Raw genomic sequence first — 25,744 nt, forward strand, 5'->3', positions numbered from 1 at the left:
TGGCGGTGGCAAGGCAAAGCGAGCCCGATCAAGGCGTTAACCACCCGGGAGAGCCCCGGGGCCATCGCCCGGCTCAGGTGCCCAGGAGCTCCCGCAGTTGCCGCTTCAGCACCTTGCCGTTGGCATTGCGCGGCAGCGGCTCATGAGTGATCGCCATCGTCTCGGGCACCTTGTAGTCGGACAGCCGCTCCGCGCACCAGGCGCGCAAGGCCTCGCTGGCGACGGGGCTGCGCGTCACGACCACGGCGTGGACGCGCTCGCCCAGCACCGGGCAGGCCTTGGCAATGATCGCGCTCTCGACGACGGCGGGATGGCCGGCCAGCACGGACTCGACCTCGGCCGAATAGATCTTCAGGCCGCCGCGGTTGATCATGTCCTTCTGCCGGTCGAACACGCGGACAAACCCCTCCGCATCGACCGAGCCGAGATCGCCGGAGTGCCAGAATCCGCTGGTGAAGCTTTCGGCCGTGGCCTTCGGGTTGTTCCAGTAGCCCTTGATGACGGAGGCGCTCTGGATCCAGAGCTCGCCGATCTCGCCGGCCGGCAGCTCGCGGCCATCAGCTCCCATCGCGACAATGCGCGCACCGGGACACGGCAAACCGACGCTGTCGATGTGGCTCGCGGTCAGCTCGCCCGGCATGATCGTCGAGGGCGACGTCGTCTCGGTCGAGCCGTAGCAGTTTGCGAGTTTCAGGCCAGGAATCGTCGCCTTGAGCTTCTCGATGGTCGCGACCGGCATCGGCGCGCCGCCGAAGCCGCCGATGCGCCAGCTCGAAAGATCGTAGCTGTCGAAATCGGGCTGGAGCAGGCAGAGATTGTACATCGCCGGCACCATCACCGTGTAGGTGACGCGCTCGCGCGCGGCGAGCTTGAGGTAATCGGCGGCCTTGAACTCCGGCATGATGATCAGCGCGCCGCCGCAGCGGATCATGGTCGTGATGTTGGCGACGACGCCGGTGACGTGGCCGAGCGGCACTGCCGCGATCGAACGGTCCACTTCCGTCAATTGCAGGCAGGAGACGAACACCATCGAGGAATGGACGATGTTACAATGGGCGAGCATCGCGCCCTTCGGCTTTCCTGTCGTGCCCGAGGTGTAGAGGATCATCGCTGTGTCCTCCTCGCTCGTTTCGGCCGGCGCCGGTGCCGGTGGATTGTCGGCAAGCACGGCGAAACGCGACAGGGCGGGATCGCTGTCGATGGCGATACGGTGGATCACATCGGGCACGTCCAGCGCATCGGGCAGCCGCTCGGCGAGCGCCGATTCGTGGATCAGGATCCTGGCGCCGCAATCGGTGAGGACATAGGCGATCTCCGGCTTCTGCTGGCGCGTGCCGAGCAACACCGTCACCAGCCCCTCATGCGCGGCGGCAAACAGCAGCAGCGGAAACTCGATGCGATTGCCGAGCAGGATCGCGACGCGGTCGCCGCGCTGGAGCCCTAGCTTGCGAAAACCAGCCGCGATCCGTGCGGCCTGCTCCACCGCCTGCCGCCAGCTCAGCCGGACATCGCCGGCGATCAGCGCTTCGCCATCCGGATTGCGGGCGCAAGCGTCCGCGATCATCGCCCACAGGTTCGCCGGCCGGTCGCAGAAGGCCGGGACCACCCGGTCGCCAAAGCGCGCCTCGAAACGCATCGGCGGGAACTGAGATTGCGACCAGTCCATCGGAATGCCCTGAGCTTGTTGCTTTGTCACCTTCCGCGCACGGGTGCGCGGAGCAGTCTTGCGCTGATCGGCTGTCGTTAGACTCCCATGACGGGAACGCCGATCACAACCGGGTGGAACGCGAAAGCCAGCGCCAGATAGGCGACAACGCCAACGGCGACCGCGATCAGATCGTTGGTGACACCGCCCACCGGAATCGGCGGGGCGCCACTATCGGTGCGATGCTTCAGCGAGATGCGGTCGTACACGGCCCAGCCGAGGAACGAGCCAAACAGGATGATAGAGCCGAGATCGCCATTGGCGAGCAGATGCGCGGCCGCCCATAATTTGATGCCCGCCAGCATCGGATGCTTCAGCGTCGCATAAATGCGCCCGCGCAAGTAGGACGCCACCACCAGGATGACTGCGGGCAGCATCAGCGCGACTGTAATGTGTTTGAATGCGACCGGCGGCTCCCAAACCGGGATCATTCCGGCCGCGCGATAATGGGCAAAGCCCCAGATGATGAGCGCCAGTCCCGCAAGCGAGACCGCCGCATAAAGGATCTTGTAGGTCCCCTCGCCCAGCCTCGCGATCGCCTGCGCGCGCGCCTCGCGTTTCGTTGTGAAAACATGGGCCGCAAAAAACAGCATCAGCCCCAGGATCATGACCAGCAGACCCACGACGTCCTCCCCCTCAACCAGCGCCCCCGCCTATGGCGTATCATCGATTGGGCGCGGGTCGCAACTCTCGCGCCTCATGATCAGCCGTGAAGGCCCGGCTGCTGCAACAGCGCGGCCTTCATCCTGCGAGACGCACGCAAACGCGCTCCTCAGGACGAGGCGATGGAGCTATTTTCCAAGCTCGCGATTATCGACATAGCGGATCGCGATCGGCCGTCCGGCCAGAGCGCCGCCGAGGCCGCTGGTGAATTTGAGCGGCAGGCAGGCTTTCAGCGATGAATTGATCGCGTTGAGATAGGTCGTTCGGGTATCGGCCGGGACGCCCGCGGTCGCGTAGGTCAGCTGCGGCGGACCGATCATGCCACCCGCCTTGTTGAAGCTGAAGCGCACCGCCACCTGCATGCCCGCGCGCGCATTGTCCGATGGCGGTGACCAGCAGGTGCGCAGCTCGGCGAAGAGATCGCCGATCGTATCGAGATCGTGATCCGGCTTCCGGTACTTGGCGCGATCAGCCTCCGCCGGCACACTCTGAATCGTGAGCTGGAGGTTCTGACCGTAGGGGTAGTCGATCTCGGGAATGCAGGGGCCATGCTCGAGCGGGCTGCAATAGTACGGCGTGCAGGGCCGATAGTCGAGCACGCTGCACGGCTCATGCGAAAACGGGATCGGATTGATCTGGCGGCGCTGCGCATCGGCGGCAACCGTCGATATCGCCAGCAGGAGGAAAACGAGGATGCCGCGCCACATGATGCGAGCTCACAATGCCACACGCACAAACGTGGCATTGCCAACGAATGCGTCAAGCCTGCGGCTGTTCACATGCTCGCGTTTGGCTCCGGTGTCGTCGCCCGGCTCGACCGGGCGACCCAGTACTCCGAGACGGCGGTGACGGAATCGAGAGGCTGCGGTGCACTGGATGCCCCGGTCAAGCCGGGGCATGTCAGCGGACGGTGTGGCTGCCACGGATGTGGCTACCAGCGAGCCGCACTACCCCTTCTTCTTGACGTCCTTGACGTTCGTGAACTCGATGCCCTCGGCGCGTTCCCTGGCGTAGCCGAGATAGAACTCGTTCCTCGCCAGATACACGGGATCGCCGTCGACATCGTCGGCGATGCTCGAGGTGTTGGCGGCTATGAAGGTGTCGAGCTTCTTGCGATCTTCGGACGAGACCCAGCGCGCAAGCTGGAACTCGCTGACCTCGAACTCGACCGGCAGCGAATATTCAGCCTCGAGCCGCGCCTTCAGCACGTCGAGCTGGAGCGCACCGACCACGCCGACCAGCGCCGGCGCGCCGTCGCGGGGGCGGAACACCTGCACCACGCCCTCTTCCGACATCTGCTGCAGCGCTTCCTTCAGCTTCTTCGCCTTCATCGCGTCCGTGAGACGGACGCGGCGGACGATTTCTGGCGCGAAGCTCGGCACGCCAACGAAGGTGAAATCCTCACCCTCGGTCAACGTATCGCCAATGCGCAGCGTGCCGTGATTGGGAATCCCGACAACGTCGCCGGCGAAGGCTTCATCCGCGACCGAACGGTCCTGCGCGAAGAAGAATTGCGGGCTCGACAGCGGCATGCTCTTGCCGGTTCGTACCAGCTTGGCCTTCATGCCGCGGCTGAGTTTTCCCGAGCACAGCCGCGCGAAGGCGATGCGGTCGCGGTGGTTCGGATCCATGTTCGCCTGGATCTTGAACACGAAGGCGCTCATGCGCGGATCGGTCGCCTCGACCTTGCGCTGATCGCTCTCCTGCGCGCGTGGCTCGGGCGCGAACTTGCCGAGACCTTCCAGAAGGTCGCCGACGCCAAAATTGCGCAGCGCGCTGCCGAAATAGACCGGCGTCAGATGGCCCTCGCGAAACGCGCCAAGCTCGAACGGTTTTGACGCTTCGGTGACGAGCTCGAGCTCGTCCTTCACCGCTCCGACGTCGAGGTTCGCATTGAGCTTGGCCAGTTCGGCAATCTCGATCTGCTGGGCCGCGCCGGTCTTGGCGCCGCCGCCGTCGAGCAGGCGCACGCCGCCATTGACGACGTCATAGGTGCCGAGGAAGTCGCGGCCGCGGCCGACCGGCCAGGTCATCGGCGTGGTGTCGAGCGCCAGCGTCTTCTCGATCTCGTCGAGGAGCTCGAAGACGTCGCGGCTCTCGCGGTCCATCTTGTTGATGAAGGTGATGATCGGAATGTCGCGCAGGCGGCAGACCTCGAACAGCTTTCGGGTGCGCGCCTCGATGCCCTTGGCGGCGTCGATCACCATCACGGCGGAGTCGACCGCCGTCAGCGTGCGGTAGGTGTCTTCCGAAAAGTCCTCGTGGCCCGGCGTGTCCAGCAGGTTGAACACGAGGCCCTCGAACTCGAAGGTCATGACCGAGGTCACGACCGAGATGCCGCGCTCGCGCTCGATCTTCATCCAGTCCGAACGGGTGTTGCGCCGCTCGCCCTTGGCCTTGACCTGACCGGCGAGATTGATGGCGCCGCCGAACAGCAGAAGCTTCTCGGTCAGCGTGGTCTTGCCCGCGTCCGGGTGCGAGATGATCGCGAAGGTGCGTCGCCGCGCCACTTCGGTGGCAAGCGGGGAACGGGCCGGCGAGTCGGCTGATATGGCGATGTCGGACATGGCGGGAGCGTTTGGCAGGGAAAATGGGCCTGATCAAGCCTCATTTGGTGATTGCAGAGCCCTTCGGCCAGCCCCATATCGGCATTCGGGGAGGACGGCCTTCCTGCTCACCAGCATATCAGCCGCGGGGACGACCCTGCCTTGAATGGAGGGTCGTCATGGCCTGGAGCATCCTGTTCGTCGCTGGTCTCTTGGAAGTCGGCTGGGCGATCGGGCTCAAATACACCGAGGGCTTTTCCAAGCTCGTTCCGTCCGTCCTCACCCTCACGGCCATGGCCGGCAGCGTCATCCTGCTCGGCCTCGCCCTCAAATCGCTGCCGATTGGAACCGCCTATGCGGTCTGGACCGGGATTGGCGCGGTCGGAACTGCGGCGCTCGGCATCATCCTGTTCGGCGAGCCCGCCACCGCGCTTCGCCTCGCCAGCATCGGGCTGATCGTCGCCGGCATCGTCGGGCTAAAGCTCGTTACTTGAAGAGCTGGACCGCCCACCAGGTCAGCGCCGCGACGATGGCCGAGGCCGGGATCGTGATCACCCAGGCATAGACGATCGAACTTGCCACGTTCCACCGGACCGCCGAGACGCGGCGGGCCGCGCCGACGCCGACGATCGCGCCGGTAATGGTGTGGGTGGTCGAGACGGGAACGCCGAGGAAGGTCGCCATGAACAGCGTCGCGGCGCCGCCAGTCTCGGCGCAAAAGCCCTGCATCGGCGTCAGCTTGGTGATGCGCAGGCCCATGGTGCGGACGATGCGCCAGCCGCCCATCAGGGTGCCCAGCGCCATCGCCGCCTGGCAGGACAGCACCACCCAGAACGGCACCGAGAATTCTCCGCCGAGATGGCCCTGCGAATAGAGCAGCACGGCGATGATGCCCATGGTCTTCTGAGCGTCATTGCCGCCATGGCCGAGCGAATAGAGCGAGGCGGAGGCGAATTGCAGGATGCGGAAGGCGCGGTCGACCGCGAACGGCGTCGAGCGCACCGAAAGCCAGGACACGATCGCGACCAGCATCATCGCGAGAAGGAAGCCGACCAGCGGCGAGAGCACGATCGCCAGCACCGCCTTGGACAGGCCGCTCCACACCGCCGCCGAAATCCCCGCCTTGGCCATGCCGCCGCCGACGAGGCCGCCGATCAGCGCATGGGACGACGAGGACGGGATACCCAGTCCCCAGGTCACCAAGTTCCACACGATGGCACCGATCAGGGCCGCGAAGATCACCTGCGCATCGACGATCGTGGGATCGATGATGCCGGTGCCGATGGTCTGGGCGACGTGCAGCCCGAACACCATGAAGGCGATGAAATTGAAGAACGCGGCCCAGAACACCGCGAATTGCGGCCGCAGCACGCGGGTCGAAACGATGGTCGCAATCGAGTTGGCGGCGTCGTGCAGGCCGTTCAGGAAGTCGAACAGCAGCGCGACGGCGATCAAGCCGACGAGGACAGGAAGTCCGAGCGCAGCATCCACGGCGCGACCCCTGCTCTAAGCTTTGCGCATGATCTGCGCGGAAAACCGCTGCACACTTTTCCGGATCATGCGCTAAACCTGCTCGATGACGATGCTGTTGATCTCGTTCGCGACGTCGTCGAAGCGATCGGCCACCTTCTCGAGATGGTCGTAGATCTCGACGCCGACGATGAAATCCATCGCGCTGCCATCACGGTGCTTGAGAAACAGCTCCTTCAGCCCGATGTCATGGAGATCGTCGACCCGGCCCTCAAGCTTGCCCAGCTCTTCCGTGATCGCGGTCAGCATCGCGACGTTCGGGCCGATCGACTGCATCAGCGGCAACGCGCGCCCCACGAGATTGGCGCACTCGATCAGAAGCCCGCCAATCTCCCGCATCGGCGGCTCGAACGTGCGGACCTCGAACAGCATCACGGCCTTGGCCGTCTGCTGCATCTGGTCGATGGCATCGTCCATCGAGGTGATGAGATTTTTGATGTCGCCACGGTCGAACGGGGTGATGAAGGTGCGGCGCACCGCCGTCAGCACCTCACGGGTGATGTTGTCGGCGTCGTTCTCGAACTGGTTGACACGCTGGCAATAGACCGGCGTCTCCTCGCCCCCGTTGAGCATGCCCTGGAGTGCGATCGAGCCCTGGATCACGGTCTGGGCGTGGCGGTCGAACAGGTCGAAGAACCGTTCTTCCTTGGGCAGGAAAGCGCGAAACCATCGCATCATGGGGATAGGCTACCGGTTGGAAATGGCCCGGCCCGAACGGGCCGTCATAAAACTGTCATAGACCATTTCCGCCCCGCGCGCGTGTCATCTCACGCCCGCGGAGCCGGATCATCCACCGGATTCGCGCACCAATGAAATTGGTGCGATATCAATGATTTAGAGTGATCGCCGCAAGTAATGGGCGATTTCGCCGATGACGCCGCGACGGAAGGTGAGCACGCAGATCACGAAGATCGAGCCCTGGATCACCGTCACCCACTGGCCGAAGCCGGCCAGATATTGCTGCATGGCGATGATCGCGAAGGCACCGACCACGGGACCGAAAATGGTGCCGAGACCGCCGACCAGCGTCATCAGCACGACCTCCCCCGACATCGACCAGTGCACATCGGTGAGCGAGGCGTTCTGCGCCACGAACACTTTCAGCGCACCGGCAAAGCCCGCCAGCGTGCCCGACAGGACGAACGCCAGGAACTTGTACTGGTCGGTCCGGTAGCCGAGCGAGATGGCGCGCGGCTCGTTCTCGCGGATCGCCTTCAGCACCTCCCCGAACGGCGAGTTGATGATGCGGTAGATCAGCAGGAAACCGGCGAGGAAGCCGACCAGCACGACATAATAAAGCACCGTCGGCTTCGAGAGATCGAACACGCCGAACATGCGCCCCTGCGGAATGCCCTGGATGCCGTCCTCACCATGTGTGAACGGCGCCTGGAGGTAGATGAAGTAAAGCAGCTGCGACAGCGCCAGCGTGATCATCGAGAAGTAGATGCCCTGGCGGCGGATCGAGATATAGCCGGTGATGAGCGAGAGCCCGAAAGCCGCGACGATTCCGACGAGGATGCCGAGCTCCGGCGGCAGCGCCCACACCTTCAGCGCATGCGCGCTGCAGTAGCCCGCCGTGCCGAGGAACATCGCGTGGCCGAACGACAGCAAACCGCCATAGCCGATCAGGAGGTTGAACGCACAGGCAAGCAGCGCGAAGCACAGCGCCTGCATCACGAAGAACGGGTAGATGCCGCTGAATGGCACTGCGGCTAGCAGCAGCGCCATCACCACGAACACGACCATCTCGTCACGCATCGCACGCGGGGTTACCGGCAGCGTGTCGTCCGTCAAGGCTGTCATATCAGGCCGCCCTTCCCGTCAATCCCGTTGGCTTCACCAAGAGCACCAGCACCATCAGCACGAACACAACGGTGTTGGAGGCCTCGGGGTAGAAATACTTGGTCAGGCCCTCGATCACACCGAGCGCGAAGCCGGTGATGATGGAGCCCATGATCGATCCCATGCCGCCGATCACGACCACCGCGAACACGACGATGATGAGGTCGGCACCCATCAGCGGCCGCACCTGGTTGATCGGCGCCGAGAGCACGCCGGCGAGCGCGGCAAGGCCGACGCCGAGACCGTAGGTCAGCGTGATCATGCGCGGCACGTTGATGCCGAAGGCGCGCACCAGCGTCGGATTTTCGGTGGCGGCGCGGAGGTAGGCGCCGAGCCGCGTCTTCTCGATCAGGAACCAAGTGGCGATGCACACCACCAGCGAGAAGATCACGACCCAGCCGCGATAGATCGGCAGGAACATGAAGCCGAGATTCATGCCGCCCTTGAGCTGATCCGGAATCGCGTAAGGCAGGCCGGAGGAGCCGAAATAGTTCTGGAACACGCCCTGCACGATCAGCGCGATGCCGAAGGTCAGCAGCAGGCCATAGAGATGGTCGAGCCCGGTCAGCCATTGCAGCATGGTCCGTTCCAGGATCATGCCGAAGATGCCGACGATGATCGGCGCCAGCAGCAGCGCCCACCAGTAATTGATGCCGCCGAGGTTCAGCAGGAAATAAGCGACGAAAGCACCCATCATGTAGAGCGCGCCATGGGCGAAATTGATGATGTTGAGCATGCCGAAGATCACAGCAAGCCCGAGACTGAGCAGCGCGTAGAACGAGCCGTTGATCAGTCCCACCAGTAGCTGAGCGTAAAGAGCCTGCATCGATCCCGCACCCGGTCCCTTCGGCGTTCCCTAGAGTCGCCCGCCGGCTAGCAGCCGGCGGGCTGTTGGCCTTACTTCTTAAGCAGCGCGCACTTGCTCTCGGCGAGCGGCGTGAAGGCCTGATCGCCCGGCACCGTGCCGACCAGCTTGTAGAAGTCCCACGGTCCCTTGGACTCGGAGGGCTTCTTCACCTCGAACAGATAGGCGTTATGGATGGTGCGGCCGTTGGGCTGAATCAGGCCCTTGCCGAACAAATCGTCCTCGGTCGGCATCGACTTCATCTTCTCGACGACCTTCACGCCGTCATGCGGATTGCCGCCGAGCGCTTCCAGTGCCTTGAAGTAGTGACGCAGACCCGCATAGACGCCGGCCTGAACCATGGTCGGCGGAGCGTTGTTCTTCATCTTGTCGGCGAAGCGCTTGGAGAAGGCGCGGGTCTTGTCGTCCATGTCCCAGTAGAACGTCTCTGTGAAGTTGAGGCCCTGCGCGGTCTCCAAGCCGATCGCCTTGACGTCGGTGAGGAACAGCAGCAGCGCCGCGAGCTTCTGGCCGCCCTTGACGATGCCGAACTCGGCCGCCTGCTTGATCGAGTTGGTGGTGTCGCCGCCGGCATTGGCAAGGCCGATGATCTTTGCCTTGGAGGCCTGCGCCTGAAGCAGGAAGGACGAGAAGTCCGGCGTGTTCAGCGGATGCTTGACACCGCCGACGACCTTGCCGCCGTTGGCGGAGACCACGGCCGTGGTGTCGCGCTCGAGCGCCGCACCGAAGGCGTAGTCCGCGGTCAGGAAGAACCAAGTGTCGCCACCGGCCTTCACCAGCGCCTGGCCCGTGGTGTGGGCCAGCATGTAGGTGTCGTAGGTCCAGTGCACGGTGTTGGGCGAGCACTGCGCGTTGGTCAGATCCGAGGTCGCCGCGCCCGAGTTGATGTAGACGCCGTTCTTTTCCTTGATGACGTTGTTGACGGCGAGCGCCACGCCGGAGTTCGGCACGTCGACGATGACGTCGACCTTGTCGACGTCGAACCACTGCCGCGCGATCGCTGTGCCGATGTCAGGCTTGTTCTGGTGATCGCCGGAGATGATGTCGATCTTCCAGCCCTTCGCGGCAAGGCCGGAATCTTCGACGGCCAACTGGGCGGCGAGCGTCGAGCCGGGACCGCCGAGGTCGGCATAGAGGCCGGACTGATCGGACAGCGCGCCGATCTTGACGGTCTTGTCCTGCGCGAAGGCTACGCCGGTGATGGTCACGGCCAACGCCGTGCCGAGCAGAAACGATGCAATCGACTTTGTCTTCATGCTACTTCCCTTTGAATTTTTTCTTCGCCGTTTTCTCTTGGCCGTTCTACGCTTGGCCGTTCTAGACGCCGAGATAGGTGTGGAGCTTGTCCATGTTGGCGGCAAGCTCCGCGTTGGAAAATCCGTCAATGATCTTGCCATGCTCGACCACGTAATAGCGGTCGGCGACGGTGGATGCGAACCGGAAGTTCTGCTCGACCAGGAGGATGGTAAAACCCTCCTTCTTGAGCCGCGCAATGGTGTGGCCGATCTGCTGGATGATGACAGGCGCAAGACCTTCGGTCGGCTCGTCCAGCATCAGGAAGCTCGCGCCGGTGCGCAGGATGCGCGCGATCGCGAGCATCTGCTGCTCACCGCCGGACAGCTTGGTGCCCTGGCTGTTGAGACGTTCCTTCAGATTCGGAAACAGATCGAAGATCTGCTCCAGCGGCAATCCGCCTTGGCGGACCACCGGCGGCAGCAACAAATTCTCGCGCACATCGAGACTGGAGAAGATCCCCCGTTCCTCCGGGCAGAACGCGATGCCCATCCGCGCGATCTTGTCCGAGGTCGCGCGGATGATGTCCTGGTTGTTGAACTTCACCGCGCCGGTCCGCTTGCCGATGATGCCCATGATCGACTTCAGCGTAGTCGTCTTGCCGGCGCCGTTGCGCCCGAGCAGGGTGACGACCTCGCCCGCGTTCACGTCGAAATTGATCCCGTGCAGGATGTGGGACTCGCCGTACCAGGCTTCCAGGTTGCGGACCTGGAGGATGTTGCCGCCGGCTGCGGCCTTTGCGGGAGCGTCCGCGGTTGCAGTCTCAGGCATGACCGGCTCCCAGATAGGCTTCCTTGACGCGCTCGTCCTTGGTGAGTTCGGCGTAATTGCCTTGCGCAAGCACCTGTCCGCGCGTCAGCACGGTGATGATGTCGGAGAGATTGGCGACGACGCTCAGATTATGCTCGACCATCAGGATGGTATATTTCGCCGAGATGCGCTTGATCAGCGCCGCGATCTTGTCGATGTCCTCGTGGCCCATGCCGGCCATCGGCTCGTCCAGCAGCATCATCTCCGGGTCGAGCGCGAGCGTGGTTGCGATCTCCAGTGCGCGCTTGCGCCCATAGGGCATCTCGACCGCCGGCGTGTTGGCGAACTCGCTGAGACCGACATCGTTCAACAGTTCCAGCGCACGGTTGTTGTACCGGTTCAGCACCGACTTGGAGCGCCAGAAATCGAAGGAGCTGCCGTGCTGGCGCTGAAGCGCGACACGAACGTTCTCCAGCGCGGTGAGATGCGGAAATACCGCCGAGATCTGGAATGAACGGACGAGGCCAAGGCGGGCCACGTCGGCCGGCGCCATCGCAGTGATGTCCTGTCCCTTGTACAGGATCTTTCCAGCGGACGGTTTCAGGAACTTGGTCAGAAGATTGAAGCACGTCGTCTTGCCGGCCCCGTTCGGGCCGATCAACGCGTGAATGCTCCCACGGCGAACCTTGAGCGCAACGTCGCGGACGGCGAAGAAGCCCGCGAACTCCTTGGTCAAGCCTTCCGTTTCAAGAATGAACTCATCGGCCAAACAGATTTCCCCCCGCCCGCGAAATGCGCGTGGCTGTCCTTAGTTGCTTCGGCTTTCCGGAGGCCTTGGAGCCTGTCCCGGAACGCCGCCTCCGGGCGCGGAATATGCCGGAGGTGACGGGGGTTAGGCAAGGCGGAAAGCTGAGCAGGTCAGGCCTCCGGCCGGGAGACTTATGCTCCCTTAGTCGGACGCGTTTTGATGTCGCCTGCCCGGCCTCCCGGTTCACAAAGCACCGGTCATCAAGCCGTCGTTAACGGTCTTTCGTCCCGCGCGCCAGCCTTCATAGAAAATTTTCCCGCAGCATGGATCATGCGCGGGTTTTTGGACGTCGGGAATATTGTCTTGGAAATTGCCTTGGATTTTGCAAGCGCAGCTCCTTCTGTCGTCAAGTCGATCAGGCAGCGTGATCTCCTGAACACGTGGCTGCGACTTTATGCGCGCGAGCAGATGGCGCCGGCGATCTGGGAATATCAGCCCGCGCGGCTCGAGGAAGAGCTGTCCGATCTCATCTATTATACCGTGGACATTTCTGCACCGACGCCGCGCCTGACCATCCAGAGCGAGGGCACGCGCATCTCGCGTGCCTATGGTCACACCGGCAAGGGCGTTCTCCTCGACGACTATATCGGGCCGCGCCTCGCCCCCTTCGTGATGCCGATCTATCATGAATGCGTGGCGCGCGGGCTTCCGGTCTACAGCGTCGCCGACGTCGACGACATCTACGGCCGCGTCGTTGCCTATGAACGCCTGCTGCTGCCGTTCCAGACCGACGGCAAGGTCTGCCATGTCATCGCTTCGCTCAAGACGTTCTGCGAGGATGGCGGCTTCGAGATCAAGAATCTGATGCGCGGAAATGACGCGCTGCCGCGTCCGAAATTGCGCGCGGTGATCGACCGCGATCTTTTCCATCGCGCACCCGGCCGGATCGCTGCCGCCGACGTGGTCGAGTTCGCCGATCAGCCCGGCATCACCACCGAAATCGTCGAGCTGAACTAGGGGCCAGCGCGATTTTGCGCCGACCTACCGGGTCTTGACTTCCTTGGCGTAGATATCCGGCTTGAAGCCGACCAGAAGCTTGCCGCCGGCTTCGAGCACCGGCCGCTTGATCATCGATGGTTGCGCTAGCATCAGCGCCAGCGCCTTCTTCTCGGTGAGGCCTTCCTTGTCGGAATCCGGCAACTTCTTGAAGGTCGTGCCGGCGCGATTGAGCAGCGTCTCCCAGCCAGCCTTGTCGCTCCACTGCTTGAGCTTGTCCTTCTCGACGCCCGCCGCCTTGTAGTCGTGAAACTCATAAGCCACGCCATGGGTGTCGAGCCAGGCGCGCGCCTTCTTCATGGTGTCGCAGTTCTTGATGCCGTAGATGATGTTGGGCAAGACAGTTCCTCGCGCATGCGTGGTGCTTCGGCTGCGGCGTTGTACGAAACTCCGGTTCGCGCGACAATATTGCGAACGAAGCCAGCTCTCCGAACGGATACGTTATGCACGCCACTCACGACCCCGCCGCGGCCGCGTCGCCGACCATCGACTTCAACACCTTCCTCGCGGTCGATATCCGCGTCGGCACCATCGTCGATGCAAAACCGTTCCCGGAGGCGCGCAAGCCGGCCTGGCGGCTGTGGATCGACTTCGGTCCTGCAATCGGCGTGCGCAAGAGCTCAGCCCAGATCACCGAAAACCATCCGCTCGAGACGCTGGTGGGACAGCAGGTCGCGGCGGTCGTGAACTTCCCGCCGCGCCAGATCGGCCCGGTCGTCTCCGAGGTGTTGACGCTCGGCTTCCCTGATGCCGAGGGCAAGGTCGTGCTGGTGCAGCCGAGCAAACCCGTGCCGAACGGCGGACGGCTGTTTTAGCGGCGCGACCGAGGGGACGCGCCGTCGCCTCTGCCGACGCGTCCGCAACGGCATAAGCCTCTTCATTTCCCGGCTCCGGACAGCCCGGCCTTGACCAAAATCGCTTTTGATAATAAAAATGACTGACTGATCGTTTTTTATTTTGCTTGGCTTCATTCCGGCCGCACCTAGCCAGTAGCTAAAACGATCGATCTGTCGGTTATTTAGGGACGCCCAAAATGCCCAAGATCAGCGACAAGCAGCGCGAAGGTCGGCGGCAGCAGATCCTGGACGCTGCCCTCACCTGCTTCGCCGAGGATGGCTTTCACCAGACCGGCATGGCCGACATCGTCAAGCGTTCGGGCCTGAGCCACGGCGCGGTCTATCTCTACTTCCAGAGCAAGGACGATCTGATCGAGGCCCTCGCCGACGACCGGCATCGTCGTGAGGCCGTGCTCAACTCGGTCGCGCAGGGATCGGGCGATCCGATCGAAGGACTTAACGCACTGATCCGCGTCTACGCACAATGGCTCACCGATCCCGCGGGCGAAGCGCGGCGCCGTGTCGGCATCCATGGCTGGGCCGAAGCGCTGCGCAACCGCCGCGTCCGCACCAGCGTCGTCGAAGGCATCGACATGCCGCGCGCGTTGATCGTCGCGCTGGTCGAGCGCGGCCAGCATGACGGCCTGATCAAGCGCGACCTCGGTGCCGACGCGATCGCGCGCGTGCTGATCGCGATCTTCCAGGGTTTTGTGCTGCAAAAATGTTGGGGCGAGGATTTTGATCTTAAGGCCTGCATGGCGGCCGTGGCCGGCGTGATCGACGGATTTCGCACGCCCAAGCCCGACATCAAGCGCCGAACCAGGACGTAAGCGATGTCCTGGATCCACGATCTCCTCGCTGGCGCCGGCGTTGGTCTCGTCGGTGGACTGACGTCGGGTTTCATGGGAACGAGCCCGGGTGGCGGGCTCGTGATCTTCAGCGTGCTGCTGCTTGGCGCTGAGCAGCACGTCGCCCAGGGCACATCGCTGATCACGCAGGTCCCGCCGACAGGTCTCGCCGGCGTGCGCCGCTACTGGCAAAGCGGCAATCGCAGCCCGCTGCAATGGATCATCTGGATCGGCCTCGGATTTCTCATCGGCGGTGCGGGCGGCGGATACGCCGCGGCGGCGGTGTCCGACTCGGTGCTGCAATGGTCCTATGTCGTCTATCTCGTCGCGCTGATCGCACTCCTGATCCTGCGCCGTGAGCGCAAGGACGGGAGCAACGAGGCCGGCGACCGCGATGAACTGCCCTGGCTGCCCCTACTCCTTATCGGCATGCTCGCCGGATTTTCCTCCGGCTTCATGGGCATCGGCGGCGGCCTCGCGATCACCGTCGGCCTAGCAGCCGGCCTGCGCGTGCCGCAGCATCAGGCACAACTCGTCAGCCTCGTCTTCTCGGTCGTCCCGACCAACATTCCGGCGGCCTGGATCTACTGGAGCAAGGGGCTCATGGTCGGCTGGCCGGCGATCATCGGCATTCTGGCCGGTCTCTGGATCGGAACAGATCTCGGCGCACGCGCGGCCAACGGCGTCAGCAAGTCGGTCCTGCGTGGGGTCATGATCGCGCTCATCTCGGTGATGGCGCTCTACATGACCCACAAGGCGCTAACGTAACTTACGGCCGCTTCGGAATGTTCAGCCCGCGCTGCACCGCCGGCCGCGCCAGCCCACGTTCGAGCCAGGCACCGACCGACTTGAACTGGTCGAACGCGACGAGATCGCCGGCGCCGTAGAAACCGATGAGATTGCGCACCCAGCCCAGCATGGAGATGTCAGCGATGGTGTAGTCGTCGTCCATGAACCACTGCCGGCCGGAAAGATGCGTTTCCATCACGCCGAGCAGGCGCGTGGCCTCGCTGACATAGCGTTCGAGCGGACGCTTGTCCTCGAAGTCCTTGCCGGCGAATTTGTGGAAGAAGCCGACCTGGCCGAACATCGGCCCGATGCCGCCCATCTGGAAATGCACCCACTGGATGGTCTGGTAGCGGCGCGCGGCGTCCTCAGGCAGAAGCTTGCCGGTCTTTTCCGCGAGGTATTGCAGCATCGCCCCGGACTCGAACAACGGCAGCGGCCTGCCGCCGGGACCGTTGGGGTCGAGGATCGCCGGAATCTTGCCGTTCGGATTGAGCGAGAGGAATTCCGGCGTCTTCTGATCGTCCTTGCCGAAATCGACGAGATGGACCTCGTAGGGCAGGCCGATCTCTTCCAGCATGATCGAAACCTTGACGCCGTTCGGCGTCGGCAGCGAATAGAGCTGAAGCAACTCCGGATGCTTGGCCGGCCAGCGCTTGGTGATGGGAAAGGCAGACAGATCAGACATCGGGACCCCGGCTTCGCTCGTGAAATTCCGCCTAGTCTAGGCGAGCCATCGAACGGCGCAAGGCCGGGCAGTGATCACGCATCGAAGCCGGACTACAAGGGCCGCAGCAAATGGCTGGCGGCGTACGCGATATCGCGCTGTGCGCGTTGCTCGATGAAGAGCTGCCCGGTGACGAGCAGCGCTCCGGTGAAAACGAGCGCGAGCATCGCGGTCGCGAGCTGACTGGCATCCTTCATCGCACGAGCTTCTCCGTCATCGGTTCGAACGGGGAACGCGGGCCGACCATCGACAGTTCCTGCACGCCTCAAATAAATTGCCACTTTATCCCGAATCGATGCGCGCCAGGCCGCGACCTCAGTAATTCATCTCCATCCGCAGTCCGCGCGGATCGACCTCCTCGCCGCCGACACGCTGTGTGCTGTCGCGGGCCGCGACCGCACAGGCGCAGGCATCGATGAGGTCGTCGCGGCCGATGCCGGTGCCATGACGCTGCGTCAGCCATTTCGGCAAGCGCGTGAAACCGCGTTGCGCCAGCAGAGCAATGCGCTGCGCGCGGCCTTCCGCAGATGTCTTGTTCGCAAGCCGGATTCGCCCTGCCAGATTCCAGAAGATCAATTCCGGATGCGCTTCACCGATCGTCGCCTGCCGCGCCGGCGTCATGATCTCGTCGACATCCCTGATCTTGCCCCTGATGTTCCAGAGCTGCGCCGACACGCCCCTGCCCTTGCCTTCGTGCTCCCAATAATGGCGATTGGCCGCCGCCATGTCGGGAAACGTCCAGAGGTCACGGCGCGCGCCGAGAAACACGGCGGGGCCAACCAGCTCCCGTGCACGCAAGTCGCATTCGCGATAGCCGCCCGGTTTCAATCCGATCGGCATGTCGATCATCGCACGCGCATGCGGCAACGCGAGCAGGCGCGTGAGCCCCGGTGAATAATCGAAGCCATGATCGCCGCGGTCGTCGATCCAGGCTGCGACCCAACCGAAGCGAAATCCATCGAGGCCGAGATAGTTTGGCAAGCTATCTAGCTCTCCCCCTCGTCTCGATGTCGCTCGAACAGGCGCTGTGCCAGCAACGCATGGCCGAGCGTGCCGCCGGCGCGCACGGCGGCCGCAATCAACGCGACTTCGGCGACCTCCTCCCGCGTCGCGCCGGCTTCCGCCGCCTGCGCGGTATGCACGTCGAGACAATAGGCGCATTGCGTGGTGAGCGCGACCGCGAGCGAGATCAGCTCGCGATATTTCGGCGGGATCAATCCGTCCTTGCGCTCGACCGCGTGGTTGAACGCCAGAAACGCTTTGGCCTCGACCGGCGCGAGCGCCACAAAGGCCGGAATCGATTTCAGATCGTCAGGTGTCTGATAATTGCTCATATCTCATCTCGTCAGATATTCGCGCATCAGGGCGCGGGCGCGATGCAGGCGAGCCTTCACGGTCTGCCTGGATGCACCGAGCGCGGCGGCGATTTCGTCGATGGTCATTTCCTTGACGTCCCGCATCAGCGCGATATCGCGATAGTGCGCCGGCAACGCTTCAAACGCGGCGGCCACGTCAAGCCGCAAATCGGCTTCGGGACGCGACAGCAGCAGAGCCTCCGCCGCTTCGTCGTCGATCGATGGCGCGAGGCCGGCCTTGCGCGCGAGCCGCAGGCATTCGCGACGGACCACGCTGAACAGCCAGGCGGAAAACGCGAGCCACGAGCGGATCGTGCCGACATGGCGGAACAGGATCCACAGCGCCTCCTGGGTTGCATCCTCGGCATCGGCCGAGCTGCGGCAGGTGGCGCGTGCGTAGCGGCGGATATCCGGCTGCGCCGTCTCGAGCAGGGTCGCGATCGCCTGGGGATCGCCGAGCCGTGCCGCCTCGAACAGATTTGACGAGATCGCCGCCGCACTCACGACACGCCTCCTCGTCCGATCCCGGCCATCGCGCAGATCGGGCAATAGCCGACGAGACCCGTCAGCGCGAAGCCTGCGCCCCCGAGCGCCAGCAGCCACGCCGTTGCGCCGGCGAGATAGACAAATGCCGCGACCGCCACCGCGATCCCCGCGGCAACCCTCACCGCCTGATGCAGACCGCCGATATTCTTCCTGTAAAGCGCCATCACATCCTCCAGAATGAGCCGAGGCGGAGTGCCTCGACCATCAAGAGGACGCGAAGGCCGGAAAGGATTCGCGGGCGCCGACAATTTTTTCGCGATCAGCCTCCGACGGCCTGATAGGCCAGGCGCTTGAACTCGAAGAAAAATGGATTCCAGAAGCCCATATGGCGCTGAGCCATCAGCACGCCGGCGGTGTTTGCCTGCGGACAGATCCACCAATGGGTGCCGGCAAGCCCACCCCACTGGAATTCGCCGGTCGAATTCGGGGGATCAAAGGGCGTCGGCGCAAAAGTGACGGCGCCGCCGAGACCAAAGCCCTTGCCGGGGATCGGCCCGAGATTGGCAAAGCGGATGGTCTGGCCCGCGGGCAACTGGTTCGTCATCATCTGCCGCAGCGTGTCGGGCTTCAGCAGCGCATCCGAGCCGGGTAGCAGCGCGCGTACCAGCGCGAGCATGTCGGGCAAGGTCGAGACCAGACCGCCGCCGCCCGACAGCCGCGGAAACGGCCGCCGATAGGCCTGCGGAAACGGAAGATTGTCGGCCCGCGTGAGGCCCGGCTTCATCGGATCGAGCACGTCGGCGCCGGTGTAGAGCGCAACCAGCCTGCCCTGCTGCGCCTCGGGCACTGAGAAGCCCGTATCGACCATGCCGAGGCGATCGAAGATGCGCGCCTTGAGGAAGGTGTCGAGTGCATCGCCGGAGACGACCTCCACCACGCGGCCGAGCACGTCGGTCGCCACCGAATATTCCCAGCCCGTGCCGGGATGATAGGACAGCGGAAGATCGGCGAGCTTGTCGATCATGTCGGTCAGCGGCGTGAGCGGATTGAGCACGCGCGCCTCGTTATAGCCTTTGAACAGCACCGTGCCGGGATCGAAGATACCGTAGCTGAGGCCCGAGGTGTGGGTCAGAAGCTGGCGGATCGTGATCGGGCCCTTCGCCGGCTCGACATCGGCAAGGCTCGAAGCGCCTTGCTTCAGCACCTTGCGATTGCCGAGTTGCGGCAGGAATTTCTCGATCGCGTCATCGAGCCCGATGCGGCCTTCCTCGACCAGCAGCATGATCGAGCAGGTGACGAAGATCTTGGTGTTGGAGAACGCGCGAAAAATGTGATCGGGCCGCAGCGCAGTGCTCGCCTCACGGTCGGCGAAACCCACGCATTGCTGATCGACGACATCGCGCCCCCGCAGCACTGCCCAGGACACGCCTGGAATGATCTCCTGATCGACGTAGCGCTGCATCGCCGTCCGCGCGGCGGAAAAATCAGGTGTTCTGGCGTCCATGTGTTTCCCCCAATTATGGTTGGCAAGGATATAGCGCGCTTTCGCAGGAAATGAAGGCCGCCCGCACGGCCCTCACGCCTTCATCAGCGCCGTGACGTACAGGCGACGGCGGATTGTCATGCCCTGCCGCTCGTACAGCGCGATGGCCGATGCGTTGTGGGAAAACACGTGCAGGAACGGAATTTCACCGCGCGCCTCGATCCGTCGTGCGACCGCCGCCAGCAGCGCCTGTGCGTAGCCGCGCCCACGATAGTCGGGATGCACGCAAACGGCCGTCATCTCAACGAACTTTCCCGGCTTCATCCGCTCGCCCGTCATCGCGACCAGCTCGCCGCCCGCGCGGATTCCGAGAAACGTGCCGAGCTGATGGGTACGCAGCGCGAATGGACCGGGCTTGGTCAGCTCCGTCAGCGCCATCATGGCCGGCACGTCGGCAGCGCCGAGGGTGACGATCTCGACATCGCGCAGCGGACTGTCGGCCGGCGAGCCGATCATCTGCTCGCCGGTCTCCGAGAGTACCACCTTGAAGTCGGCGGGCACGTCGACCGGCTCCGGCGTGAACAGCGCGGCAACTTGCGAGCCCGCCAGGAGATCACCGAGCGCCGCGAAGCTAGCCTCAGACATGTCGACCAGGTCGGCAAACGGCGTCATGTCCACGGGATAGCGCAGCGCACGCGGTCCGCCCTCCGCCAGATGCTTCTGGCTCGTCGTCAGCGCGCTCCAGATCGGGCGATCCAGCAGCGCCACATCGCTGTCGGACACTGGACCCTAGTCCTTGTCGAAGCTGACGATGACGGCGGCATTGGCGATGAGGATGGGGTCGTTGGCCTGTTCCGTGGCCGAGGGAATCTCCAGCCCGCCCTTAACCGCATTCACGGTCACCGTGCCGTAAGGCAGCTCCTTCGCAACGGCTTCCTTGTCCACCGCCTCGGGATTGGGTACCGCGATCGTGACATCGACGAACATGTCGTTGCCGGTCTTCCCGATCATCCTGAAGAAGCCGAGGCTCGAATGCCTGATCGCATCCGACACCGCACGCTTCGCCGCCTTGGTGGCGTCCCTGCCGTGGACGTCGACGCCCATGCCCATCTCGGTGATACAGCGAACGCGAGTCATTTCATATTCCTGTGGTTGGTTGGATGATTGTGAGTGTCGGCGATCGGAAGGCGCGACACAAGTGCGGTTGTCATGTGGGCTTCGGTCTCGCCACTCACTCCGTCATTGCGAGCGCAGCAAAGCAATCCAGACTGCCTCTGGATTGCTTCGTCGCTACGCTCCTCGCAATGACGGGTGTGGCGAGAGTCCCGAACAAATCATGCCTTCGATTTCTCATGCGCGCGCAGCTCGTCCACGAGCACCCGCACATTCTCCGAATAGTCGATCGGGATCGAAACCAGATGCACACCGCCTTCCTTGAACGCGGCATCGAGCGTCGGCCCAAAGCTGTCGATGCTCTCGATGCGATGCCCCTTCGCGCCATAGGCCTTCGCGTACAGCACGAAGTCCGGATTGCCAAAGGTCATGCCGTAATCGGCGAAGTGATCGACGGCCTGCTTCCAGCGGATCATGCCGTAGGCGTTGTCCTCGAGCACCAGTACGACGAGATTGAGCTTGAGGCGGACGGCGGTCTCCATCTCCTGGCTGTTCATCATGAAGCCGCCGTCGCCGGCGACCGCGAGCACGCGGCGCTCGGGATAGAGCATCGCGGCCATCATCGCCGACGGCAGGCCGGCACCCATGGTCGCCAGCGCATTGTCGAGCAGCAGCGTGTTGGCGACGCGGGTTCGGTAGTTGCGCGCGAACCAGATCTTGTACATGCCGTTATCGAGCGCGACGATGCCGTTTTCCGGGATCACCTGGCGGATGTCGTGCACGATGCGCTGCGGTGTCGGCGGCCAGCGCGCCTCGGTCGCGCGGTCGGCGATGTGCCTGAGGATCTCCTCGCGCAACGGCAAGAGCGCCGCCGCCTGCGGCAGCTTGCCTTCGAGCCGGTCGGCGAGGAGCTCCAGGCTCGGGCCGACGTCGCCGACGACCTCGGCATCGGGGAAATAGACCAGCTCGACGCTCGCCGGCGTGTAGCTGACGTGAATGACCTTCGGTCCCGACGGCCCCATGATGAAGGGCGGCTTCTCGATCGGATCATGGCCGATCGCCACGATCAAATCGGCTGCATCGATCGCATCATGGACGTAGTCGCGCTCGGACAGCGCCGCCGTGCCCATGTAGAGATTGGTGCCACCGGGCACCGTGCCCTTCCCCATCTGCGTCGTGAAAAACGGAATGCCGGTTCGCCGAACGAAGCTGGCGATGCCGTGGGTCGAGCTCGGCCGGCTGGTCGCAGCTCCCATCATCACCAACGGACGTTTTGCGGTCAGGATCATCTCGGCCGCGCGGTCGAGCGCGGCGCGATGGGCGACCGGAATTTCAATCGGATGGACCGGGATCACGGGAACGGCCGGTACTTCGTCGCCCGCGATGTCCTCGGGCAGCTCGAGATGCACCGGCCCCGGCCGTTCCTCCATCGCCACGCGAAAGGCATCGCGCACCACGGTCGGAATGCTGGAGGCGCTGATGATCTGCCGAGAGAGCTTCGTCAGCGGCTTCATGGTCGCAACCACGTCCACGATCTGGAAGCGCGCCTGCCGGCTGCTCATGATCGGCTTCTGGCCGGTGATCAGAATCATCGGCATCGCGCCGAGATGGGCATAGGCCGCACCAGTGGACAGGTTGAGTGCGCCCGGACCGAGCGTCGAGAGACACACGCCTGGCTTGCCGGTCAGCCGTCCGTGCGTGGCGGCCATGAAGGCCGCGGCCTGCTCGTGACGGGTCAGGACCAGCTCGATTTTGGAAGTGCCCAGCGATTCGACGAGGTCGAGATTTTCCTCTCCGGGGATACCGAAGATGCGATCGACGCCCTCGTTTTCCAGCGCAGCGACAAACAGGTCCGATCCTTTTACCTTGCGTTCCTGCCCGCTCATGTCGCCTCCGCTCGCCGTGCTGGCCCCCGTGTTCCACGGAAGCGGGCGCATGGTAGCGATCTGCAGCACGGGCACAACTCACAAAGAGGCGTACAATTGCTTCAACATCGGCATTGCGAGCACAGCGAAGCAACCCTGACTGGCACCGCGGAAAGAGTCTGGACTGCCACGGTGAAGTGATACGCCTTCACCCCAGCGTGATACGGCCGTTCACCGAGCAGGGATAATTTCCCTGCTCTACGCGGGCACTTCAATCCACGGAGGGAGGACCAAAAAGTGAAGACAACGATCATCGCACTTTCTGCCGCCGCTCTCATCGCTACCGCACCAGCCACTCTTGCACGGGATGCACCGGGCAAAGCACCTGGTCAGCATAAGATGATCCCTAAGACACATCAGTCGAGCGTATCCGGCTACGCTGCGCTGCGTGAGACGCAGACAATCGGGGCGAAGAAGGGCCACCCGGGAGCTTCCAATTTCGCGCCTGGTGAATCTAGTCGTTTAGACAGAAATCTCGAAGCGTCCAGACAAGCTGGCGGCGGAGGCGGCGGGAGCGGCATGTGAACTCGCGCGCGGCATTCCCGTCACAGCTTCGCCTCGGCAAAAATGCCGGCGATCCAGTCTAGGAAAATTCGCAGACGAAGCGCGAGCTGGCGATTTTGCGGATAGAGCGCGGAGAGTGGCGTCGGCGATGGCGGGTGGTGAGCCAGAACCTCGACCAGCGCGCCGCTGGCGAGGTCATCCGCGAAGCGATAGCGGGGGGCCTGCGCGAGGCCGAAGCCGAGCCGTGCGAGATCGGCCATGGTGTCGGAATTGTTGACGCGAACCCGGCTCGGCAACACGACATGGCGAAGCACACCGGCGACGGAAAATTCCAGCGGCAGCACATCGCCGGTACGCGAGGAGACGAAGGCCACCATCTGATGGCCGTCGAGCGCATCCGGCGTCGCAGGCGTGCCGTGGCTGGCGAGATAGGCCGGGCTCGCCACCGTGATTTCGGCGATCGTGGCGAGGCGGCGCAAAATCATCCCGCTGTCGCCGGGCTCGCCCGACCGGATCACGCAGTCGACGCCTTCGCGCACGAGATCGACCAGGCGGTCGCCCTGCCCGATCTGCAGTTCGAGTTGCGGATGGCGCGCCAGGAATTCCGGCAGGTGCGGCAGGATGAAGGTCCGGGTCAGCAAGGGATGCGCGTCGATGCGCAGCAACCCGCGAGGTTGCGCATCGCGCATCGCGGCTTCCGCTTCCTCGACCTCCGCCAGGATGGCAACGCAGCGGCGGTAATAGTCCTCGCCGTCCAGCGTCGGCGTGACATGCCGCGTCGTCCGTTCGAGCAGCCGCGCGCCCAGACGCGCCTCGAGCCCGCGCAAAACCTCGCTCGCCGTCGAACGGGGGATCCCGAGGTCGGCCGCTGCAGCCGTAAAGCTCTGCCGCTCGACGAGGCGGATGAACAGGCGCATGGCGTCAAAACGATCCATGGCCGATTGTTCACCACAGCCGACAAGTGATGGCAAGTCTTACGCGATTATCCGGCCATACCGATCAGCTATGCTCGGATTGTCGTCATCGAGGAGACTGGCCATGACCAATCAACATCAGCGCGCCGCCATCGTCACGGGTGGCTCCCGCGGCATCGGCGCAGCGATCGCCCGCCGGCTGGCGCAAGACGGACTTGCTGTAGCGATCAACTATGCGAGCGGCCGTGCCGCAGCCGGTGACCTCGTTGCCGAGATCGAGGCCGCCGGCGGACGCGCCCTCGCGGTGCAGGCGGATCTTGCCGATCCGGCGACGCCGGCGCGGCTGTTCGATGCCGCCGAGGGCAGCTTTGGCGGCGTCGACATCCTGGTCAACAATGCCGGAGTGATGGAGCTGGGGCCGCTTGCCGAGGTGACCGATGAAGCGTTCGCGCGGCAAACCTCGATCAACCTCGACAGCGTGTTCCGATCCTTGCGCGAAGCGGCGCGGCGGCTGCGCGACGGCGGCCGCATCGTCAGCTTCTCGTCCAGCGTCATCGGCCTCTATCAGCCCGGTTACGGCGTCTACGCCGCGACCAAGGCCGCGGTCGAGGCCATGACGCACATCCTCGCCAAGGAACTCGGCGGCCGCCGCATCACCGTCAACGCGGTGGCGCCGGGACCGATCGAGACCCGGCTGTTCCTCGAGGGCAAGAGCGAACAGCAGGTGCGCACGGTTGCCGCCATGAACCCGTTCGGCCGCCTCGGCCAGCCCGACGACATCGCGGGTGTCGTCGCCTTCCTCGCCGGGCGCGACAGCGGCTGGATCAACGGCCAGGTCATCCGCGCCAATGGCGGCGTGGTCTGACGCATCACACGGAGAGAACCATCATGCCTTTCGTCAACATCAAGGTCCCGCAAGCCGCGCTGTCGCGCGCGCAGAAGGCGGAGATCGTGCATAACCTCACCGCGCTTTTCGTCGACTATTTCGGCGAGGCGGCGCGGCCGCACACGATGGTTCTGATCGAGGAAGTCCCCGACGGCGGCTATGGCCGCGCCGACGAAGTGTTCGTGGTTCCCGACGCCTGGCGCGCCAGCGACGCCGGCGCGTCCGTCACGTCACCTTCAGGCTGAGCTCGGTGCCGCCCTTGAGCGGCAGCGTCATCGAGACGAAGCCGTTTCGGGGATCGCGGATGAAGGCGAGATAGTCGGGCTCGGCATTGTCGTTCATGACGTAGCCGCCGACCAGCAGCTGCGGCGCAACGATCTCGATGACCTCGCGCGCCAGCGAAGGGCCTGCCTCGCCCGGCCAGCCGTCGATCAGGACGAAGTCGACGGAGCCGCCGAGATCGCGCAACGTCTGCCGCGCGTCGCCCTCGCGGATCTCGGCATAGTCGGCAAGGCCCGCTTCAGCGAGGTTGCTTCTCGCGGCTTCGACCTTGGCCGGCACGATCTCCGAGCCGATCACGGTGCCGCCGCCATTGTCGCGGATGGCCGCCGCGAAATAGAGCGTGGACATCCCGACCGAGGTCGCGAACTCGGCCACGCGCGTTGCGCGCAGGCCGCGGCAGAGCAGATAGATCAACTCGCCCTGCTCGGGATGGATCGAAAAACCCTGCTCCGCATAGGCGTGGGGGTCACGGCTGTTGAATGCGCCGCGCGGGCCGCCGACGGCCGGCCGCTGCCGCGCGCCTTGCAGGCGCGCGATGACGGCGTTGACGCGTGGATCCTGAATCGGGCTGTGCGGCCGATCGCTCATGTCTTGCCTCGCT

The 25,744-nt window shown here is 64.0% G+C and carries 31 protein-coding genes; 7 read left to right on the plus strand and 24 right to left on the minus strand.

The features are described from left to right. Positions 1 to 73: 73 nt before the first annotated feature. The 4 genes from JQ627_RS22560 to JQ627_RS22575 all read right to left on the minus strand — a co-directional run bounded on the left by JQ627_RS22560 (position 74) and on the right by JQ627_RS22575 (position 4,935). On the minus strand, positions 74 to 1,666 hold the full coding sequence (locus JQ627_RS22560) for a class I adenylate-forming enzyme family protein (RefSeq protein WP_212486376.1): 1,593 nt from the start codon (positions 1,664 to 1,666) through the stop codon (positions 74 to 76). Positions 1,667 to 1,743: 77 nt separating this feature from the next. Further along, positions 1,744 to 2,328 carry an NnrU family protein gene (locus JQ627_RS22565; RefSeq protein WP_212486330.1) on the minus strand — a complete coding sequence of 195 codons (585 nt, stop codon included), beginning with the start codon at positions 2,326 to 2,328 and terminating at the stop codon, positions 1,744 to 1,746. Between the two features lie 168 nt (positions 2,329 to 2,496). After that, complete coding sequence (locus JQ627_RS22570) at positions 2,497 to 3,075, minus strand: hypothetical protein (RefSeq protein ID WP_212486331.1); 579 nt, start codon at positions 3,073 to 3,075, stop codon at positions 2,497 to 2,499. A 240-nt stretch (positions 3,076 to 3,315) separates the two neighbouring features. Continuing rightward, positions 3,316 to 4,935 carry a peptide chain release factor 3 gene (locus JQ627_RS22575; RefSeq protein WP_212486332.1) on the minus strand — a complete coding sequence of 540 codons (1,620 nt, stop codon included), beginning with the start codon at positions 4,933 to 4,935 and terminating at the stop codon, positions 3,316 to 3,318. 158 nt (positions 4,936 to 5,093) lie between these two features. On the opposite strand from JQ627_RS22575, the gene sugE reads away from it, so the two are divergent. Continuing rightward, the gene (gene sugE, locus JQ627_RS22580; protein WP_212486333.1) at positions 5,094 to 5,408 is read left to right on the plus strand and encodes a quaternary ammonium compound efflux SMR transporter SugE; all 315 of its coding nucleotides are present in this window, start codon (positions 5,094 to 5,096) and stop codon (positions 5,406 to 5,408) included. Here sugE and JQ627_RS22585 read toward each other — a convergent pair. The 7 genes from JQ627_RS22585 to JQ627_RS22615 all read right to left on the minus strand — a co-directional run bounded on the left by JQ627_RS22585 (position 5,401) and on the right by JQ627_RS22615 (position 11,963). Further along, entirely contained in the window at positions 5,401 to 6,405 is a 1,005-nt protein-coding gene (locus tag JQ627_RS22585; RefSeq protein ID WP_212486334.1) for an inorganic phosphate transporter, read from the minus strand. The genes sugE and JQ627_RS22585 overlap by 8 nt on opposite strands. A gap of 72 nt (positions 6,406 to 6,477) precedes the next feature. Further along, the gene (locus JQ627_RS22590) at positions 6,478 to 7,122 is read right to left on the minus strand and encodes a DUF47 domain-containing protein (RefSeq protein WP_014495845.1); all 645 of its coding nucleotides are present in this window, start codon (positions 7,120 to 7,122) and stop codon (positions 6,478 to 6,480) included. A 156-nt stretch (positions 7,123 to 7,278) separates the two neighbouring features. Further along, positions 7,279 to 8,247, minus strand: coding sequence for a branched-chain amino acid ABC transporter permease (locus JQ627_RS22595; RefSeq protein ID WP_212486335.1), 969 nt, complete (start codon positions 8,245 to 8,247; stop codon positions 7,279 to 7,281). A 1-nt stretch (position 8,248) separates the two neighbouring features. Then, complete coding sequence (locus tag JQ627_RS22600; RefSeq protein ID WP_028149745.1) at positions 8,249 to 9,112, minus strand: branched-chain amino acid ABC transporter permease; 864 nt, start codon at positions 9,110 to 9,112, stop codon at positions 8,249 to 8,251. Positions 9,113 to 9,183: 71 nt separating this feature from the next. Further along, a complete protein-coding gene (locus JQ627_RS22605; RefSeq protein ID WP_212486336.1) occupies positions 9,184 to 10,407 on the minus strand; it encodes an ABC transporter substrate-binding protein in 1,224 nt (407 codons plus the stop codon). 61 nt (positions 10,408 to 10,468) lie between these two features. Further along, a complete protein-coding gene (locus tag JQ627_RS22610; protein WP_212486337.1) occupies positions 10,469 to 11,215 on the minus strand; it encodes an ABC transporter ATP-binding protein in 747 nt (248 codons plus the stop codon). Continuing rightward, positions 11,208 to 11,963, minus strand: a complete 756-nt coding sequence (locus JQ627_RS22615; RefSeq protein WP_212486338.1) for an ABC transporter ATP-binding protein — start codon at positions 11,961 to 11,963, stop codon at positions 11,208 to 11,210. Before JQ627_RS22615 ends, JQ627_RS22610 begins: the two co-directional genes overlap by 8 nt. Before the next feature lie 309 nt (positions 11,964 to 12,272). Here JQ627_RS22615 and JQ627_RS22620 point away from each other — a divergent pair, with 309 nt between their 5' ends. Continuing rightward, positions 12,273 to 12,959, plus strand: a complete 687-nt coding sequence (locus tag JQ627_RS22620) for a PAS domain-containing protein (protein ID WP_212486339.1) — start codon at positions 12,273 to 12,275, stop codon at positions 12,957 to 12,959. Positions 12,960 to 12,983: 24 nt separating this feature from the next. Here JQ627_RS22620 and JQ627_RS22625 read toward each other — a convergent pair whose 3' ends face one another. Next, complete coding sequence (locus tag JQ627_RS22625) at positions 12,984 to 13,337, minus strand: ArsC family reductase (RefSeq protein ID WP_212486340.1); 354 nt, start codon at positions 13,335 to 13,337, stop codon at positions 12,984 to 12,986. 104 nt (positions 13,338 to 13,441) lie between these two features. Here JQ627_RS22625 and JQ627_RS22630 point away from each other — a divergent pair, with 104 nt between their 5' ends. The 3 genes from JQ627_RS22630 to JQ627_RS22640 all read left to right on the plus strand — a co-directional run bounded on the left by JQ627_RS22630 (position 13,442) and on the right by JQ627_RS22640 (position 15,450). Continuing rightward, the gene (locus JQ627_RS22630; RefSeq protein ID WP_212486341.1) at positions 13,442 to 13,813 is read left to right on the plus strand and encodes a tRNA-binding protein; all 372 of its coding nucleotides are present in this window, start codon (positions 13,442 to 13,444) and stop codon (positions 13,811 to 13,813) included. A 218-nt stretch (positions 13,814 to 14,031) separates the two neighbouring features. Continuing rightward, entirely contained in the window at positions 14,032 to 14,664 is a 633-nt protein-coding gene (locus tag JQ627_RS22635; RefSeq protein WP_212486342.1) for a TetR/AcrR family transcriptional regulator, read from the plus strand. Between the two features lie 3 nt (positions 14,665 to 14,667). Then, complete coding sequence (locus JQ627_RS22640; protein WP_212486343.1) at positions 14,668 to 15,450, plus strand: sulfite exporter TauE/SafE family protein; 783 nt, start codon at positions 14,668 to 14,670, stop codon at positions 15,448 to 15,450. 1 nt (position 15,451) lies between these two features. Here JQ627_RS22640 and JQ627_RS22645 read toward each other — a convergent pair whose 3' ends face one another. The 11 genes from JQ627_RS22645 to JQ627_RS22695 all read right to left on the minus strand — a co-directional run bounded on the left by JQ627_RS22645 (position 15,452) and on the right by JQ627_RS22695 (position 23,996). After that, positions 15,452 to 16,156, minus strand: coding sequence for a glutathione S-transferase family protein (locus JQ627_RS22645; protein WP_212486344.1), 705 nt, complete (start codon positions 16,154 to 16,156; stop codon positions 15,452 to 15,454). A 92-nt stretch (positions 16,157 to 16,248) separates the two neighbouring features. Further along, a complete protein-coding gene (locus tag JQ627_RS22650) occupies positions 16,249 to 16,392 on the minus strand; it encodes a hypothetical protein (protein WP_212486345.1) in 144 nt (47 codons plus the stop codon). 118 nt (positions 16,393 to 16,510) lie between these two features. Next, on the minus strand, positions 16,511 to 17,176 hold the full coding sequence (locus JQ627_RS22655; protein WP_212486346.1) for a DUF429 domain-containing protein: 666 nt from the start codon (positions 17,174 to 17,176) through the stop codon (positions 16,511 to 16,513). 5 nt (positions 17,177 to 17,181) lie between these two features. Next, complete coding sequence (locus tag JQ627_RS22660) at positions 17,182 to 17,529, minus strand: carboxymuconolactone decarboxylase family protein (protein WP_212486347.1); 348 nt, start codon at positions 17,527 to 17,529, stop codon at positions 17,182 to 17,184. Positions 17,530 to 17,532: 3 nt separating this feature from the next. Continuing rightward, positions 17,533 to 18,054: an RNA polymerase sigma factor gene (locus JQ627_RS22665; RefSeq protein WP_212486348.1), complete on the minus strand. Its 522-nt coding sequence runs from the start codon at positions 18,052 to 18,054 to the stop codon at positions 17,533 to 17,535. After that, positions 18,051 to 18,260 carry a DUF2892 domain-containing protein gene (locus tag JQ627_RS22670; protein ID WP_212486349.1) on the minus strand — a complete coding sequence of 70 codons (210 nt, stop codon included), beginning with the start codon at positions 18,258 to 18,260 and terminating at the stop codon, positions 18,051 to 18,053. The genes JQ627_RS22665 and JQ627_RS22670 overlap by 4 nt, the downstream gene beginning before the upstream one ends. 95 nt (positions 18,261 to 18,355) lie before the next feature. After that, positions 18,356 to 19,540 (minus strand): serine hydrolase, encoded by a 1,185-nt coding sequence (locus JQ627_RS22675; RefSeq protein WP_212486350.1) that lies wholly within the window; start codon positions 19,538 to 19,540, stop codon positions 18,356 to 18,358. A gap of 72 nt (positions 19,541 to 19,612) precedes the next feature. Continuing rightward, entirely contained in the window at positions 19,613 to 20,302 is a 690-nt protein-coding gene (locus JQ627_RS22680; RefSeq protein ID WP_212486351.1) for a GNAT family N-acetyltransferase, read from the minus strand. A gap of 6 nt (positions 20,303 to 20,308) precedes the next feature. Beyond that, positions 20,309 to 20,656: a Lin0512 family protein gene (locus tag JQ627_RS22685; protein ID WP_212486352.1), complete on the minus strand. Its 348-nt coding sequence runs from the start codon at positions 20,654 to 20,656 to the stop codon at positions 20,309 to 20,311. A gap of 197 nt (positions 20,657 to 20,853) precedes the next feature. Next, on the minus strand, positions 20,854 to 22,518 hold the full coding sequence (locus JQ627_RS22690; protein WP_212486353.1) for an acetolactate synthase large subunit: 1,665 nt from the start codon (positions 22,516 to 22,518) through the stop codon (positions 20,854 to 20,856). 584 nt (positions 22,519 to 23,102) lie between these two features. Beyond that, complete coding sequence (locus tag JQ627_RS22695; protein ID WP_212486354.1) at positions 23,103 to 23,996, minus strand: LysR family transcriptional regulator; 894 nt, start codon at positions 23,994 to 23,996, stop codon at positions 23,103 to 23,105. Between the two features lie 103 nt (positions 23,997 to 24,099). Here JQ627_RS22695 and JQ627_RS22700 point away from each other — a divergent pair, with 103 nt between their 5' ends. Beyond that, positions 24,100 to 24,840 (plus strand): SDR family oxidoreductase, encoded by a 741-nt coding sequence (locus tag JQ627_RS22700; protein ID WP_212486355.1) that lies wholly within the window; start codon positions 24,100 to 24,102, stop codon positions 24,838 to 24,840. A gap of 23 nt (positions 24,841 to 24,863) precedes the next feature. Beyond that, positions 24,864 to 25,106, plus strand: a complete 243-nt coding sequence (locus JQ627_RS22705) for a 4-oxalocrotonate tautomerase family protein (RefSeq protein ID WP_212486356.1) — start codon at positions 24,864 to 24,866, stop codon at positions 25,104 to 25,106. Here JQ627_RS22705 and JQ627_RS22710 read toward each other — a convergent pair. Then, entirely contained in the window at positions 25,087 to 25,731 is a 645-nt protein-coding gene (locus tag JQ627_RS22710; RefSeq protein ID WP_212486357.1) for an O-methyltransferase, read from the minus strand. The genes JQ627_RS22705 and JQ627_RS22710 overlap by 20 nt on opposite strands. Positions 25,732 to 25,744 lie beyond the last annotated feature (13 nt).

The organism is Bradyrhizobium liaoningense (assembly GCF_018130785.1).
GTDB classification, from domain to species: domain Bacteria; phylum Pseudomonadota; class Alphaproteobacteria; order Rhizobiales; family Xanthobacteraceae; genus Bradyrhizobium; species Bradyrhizobium liaoningense_A.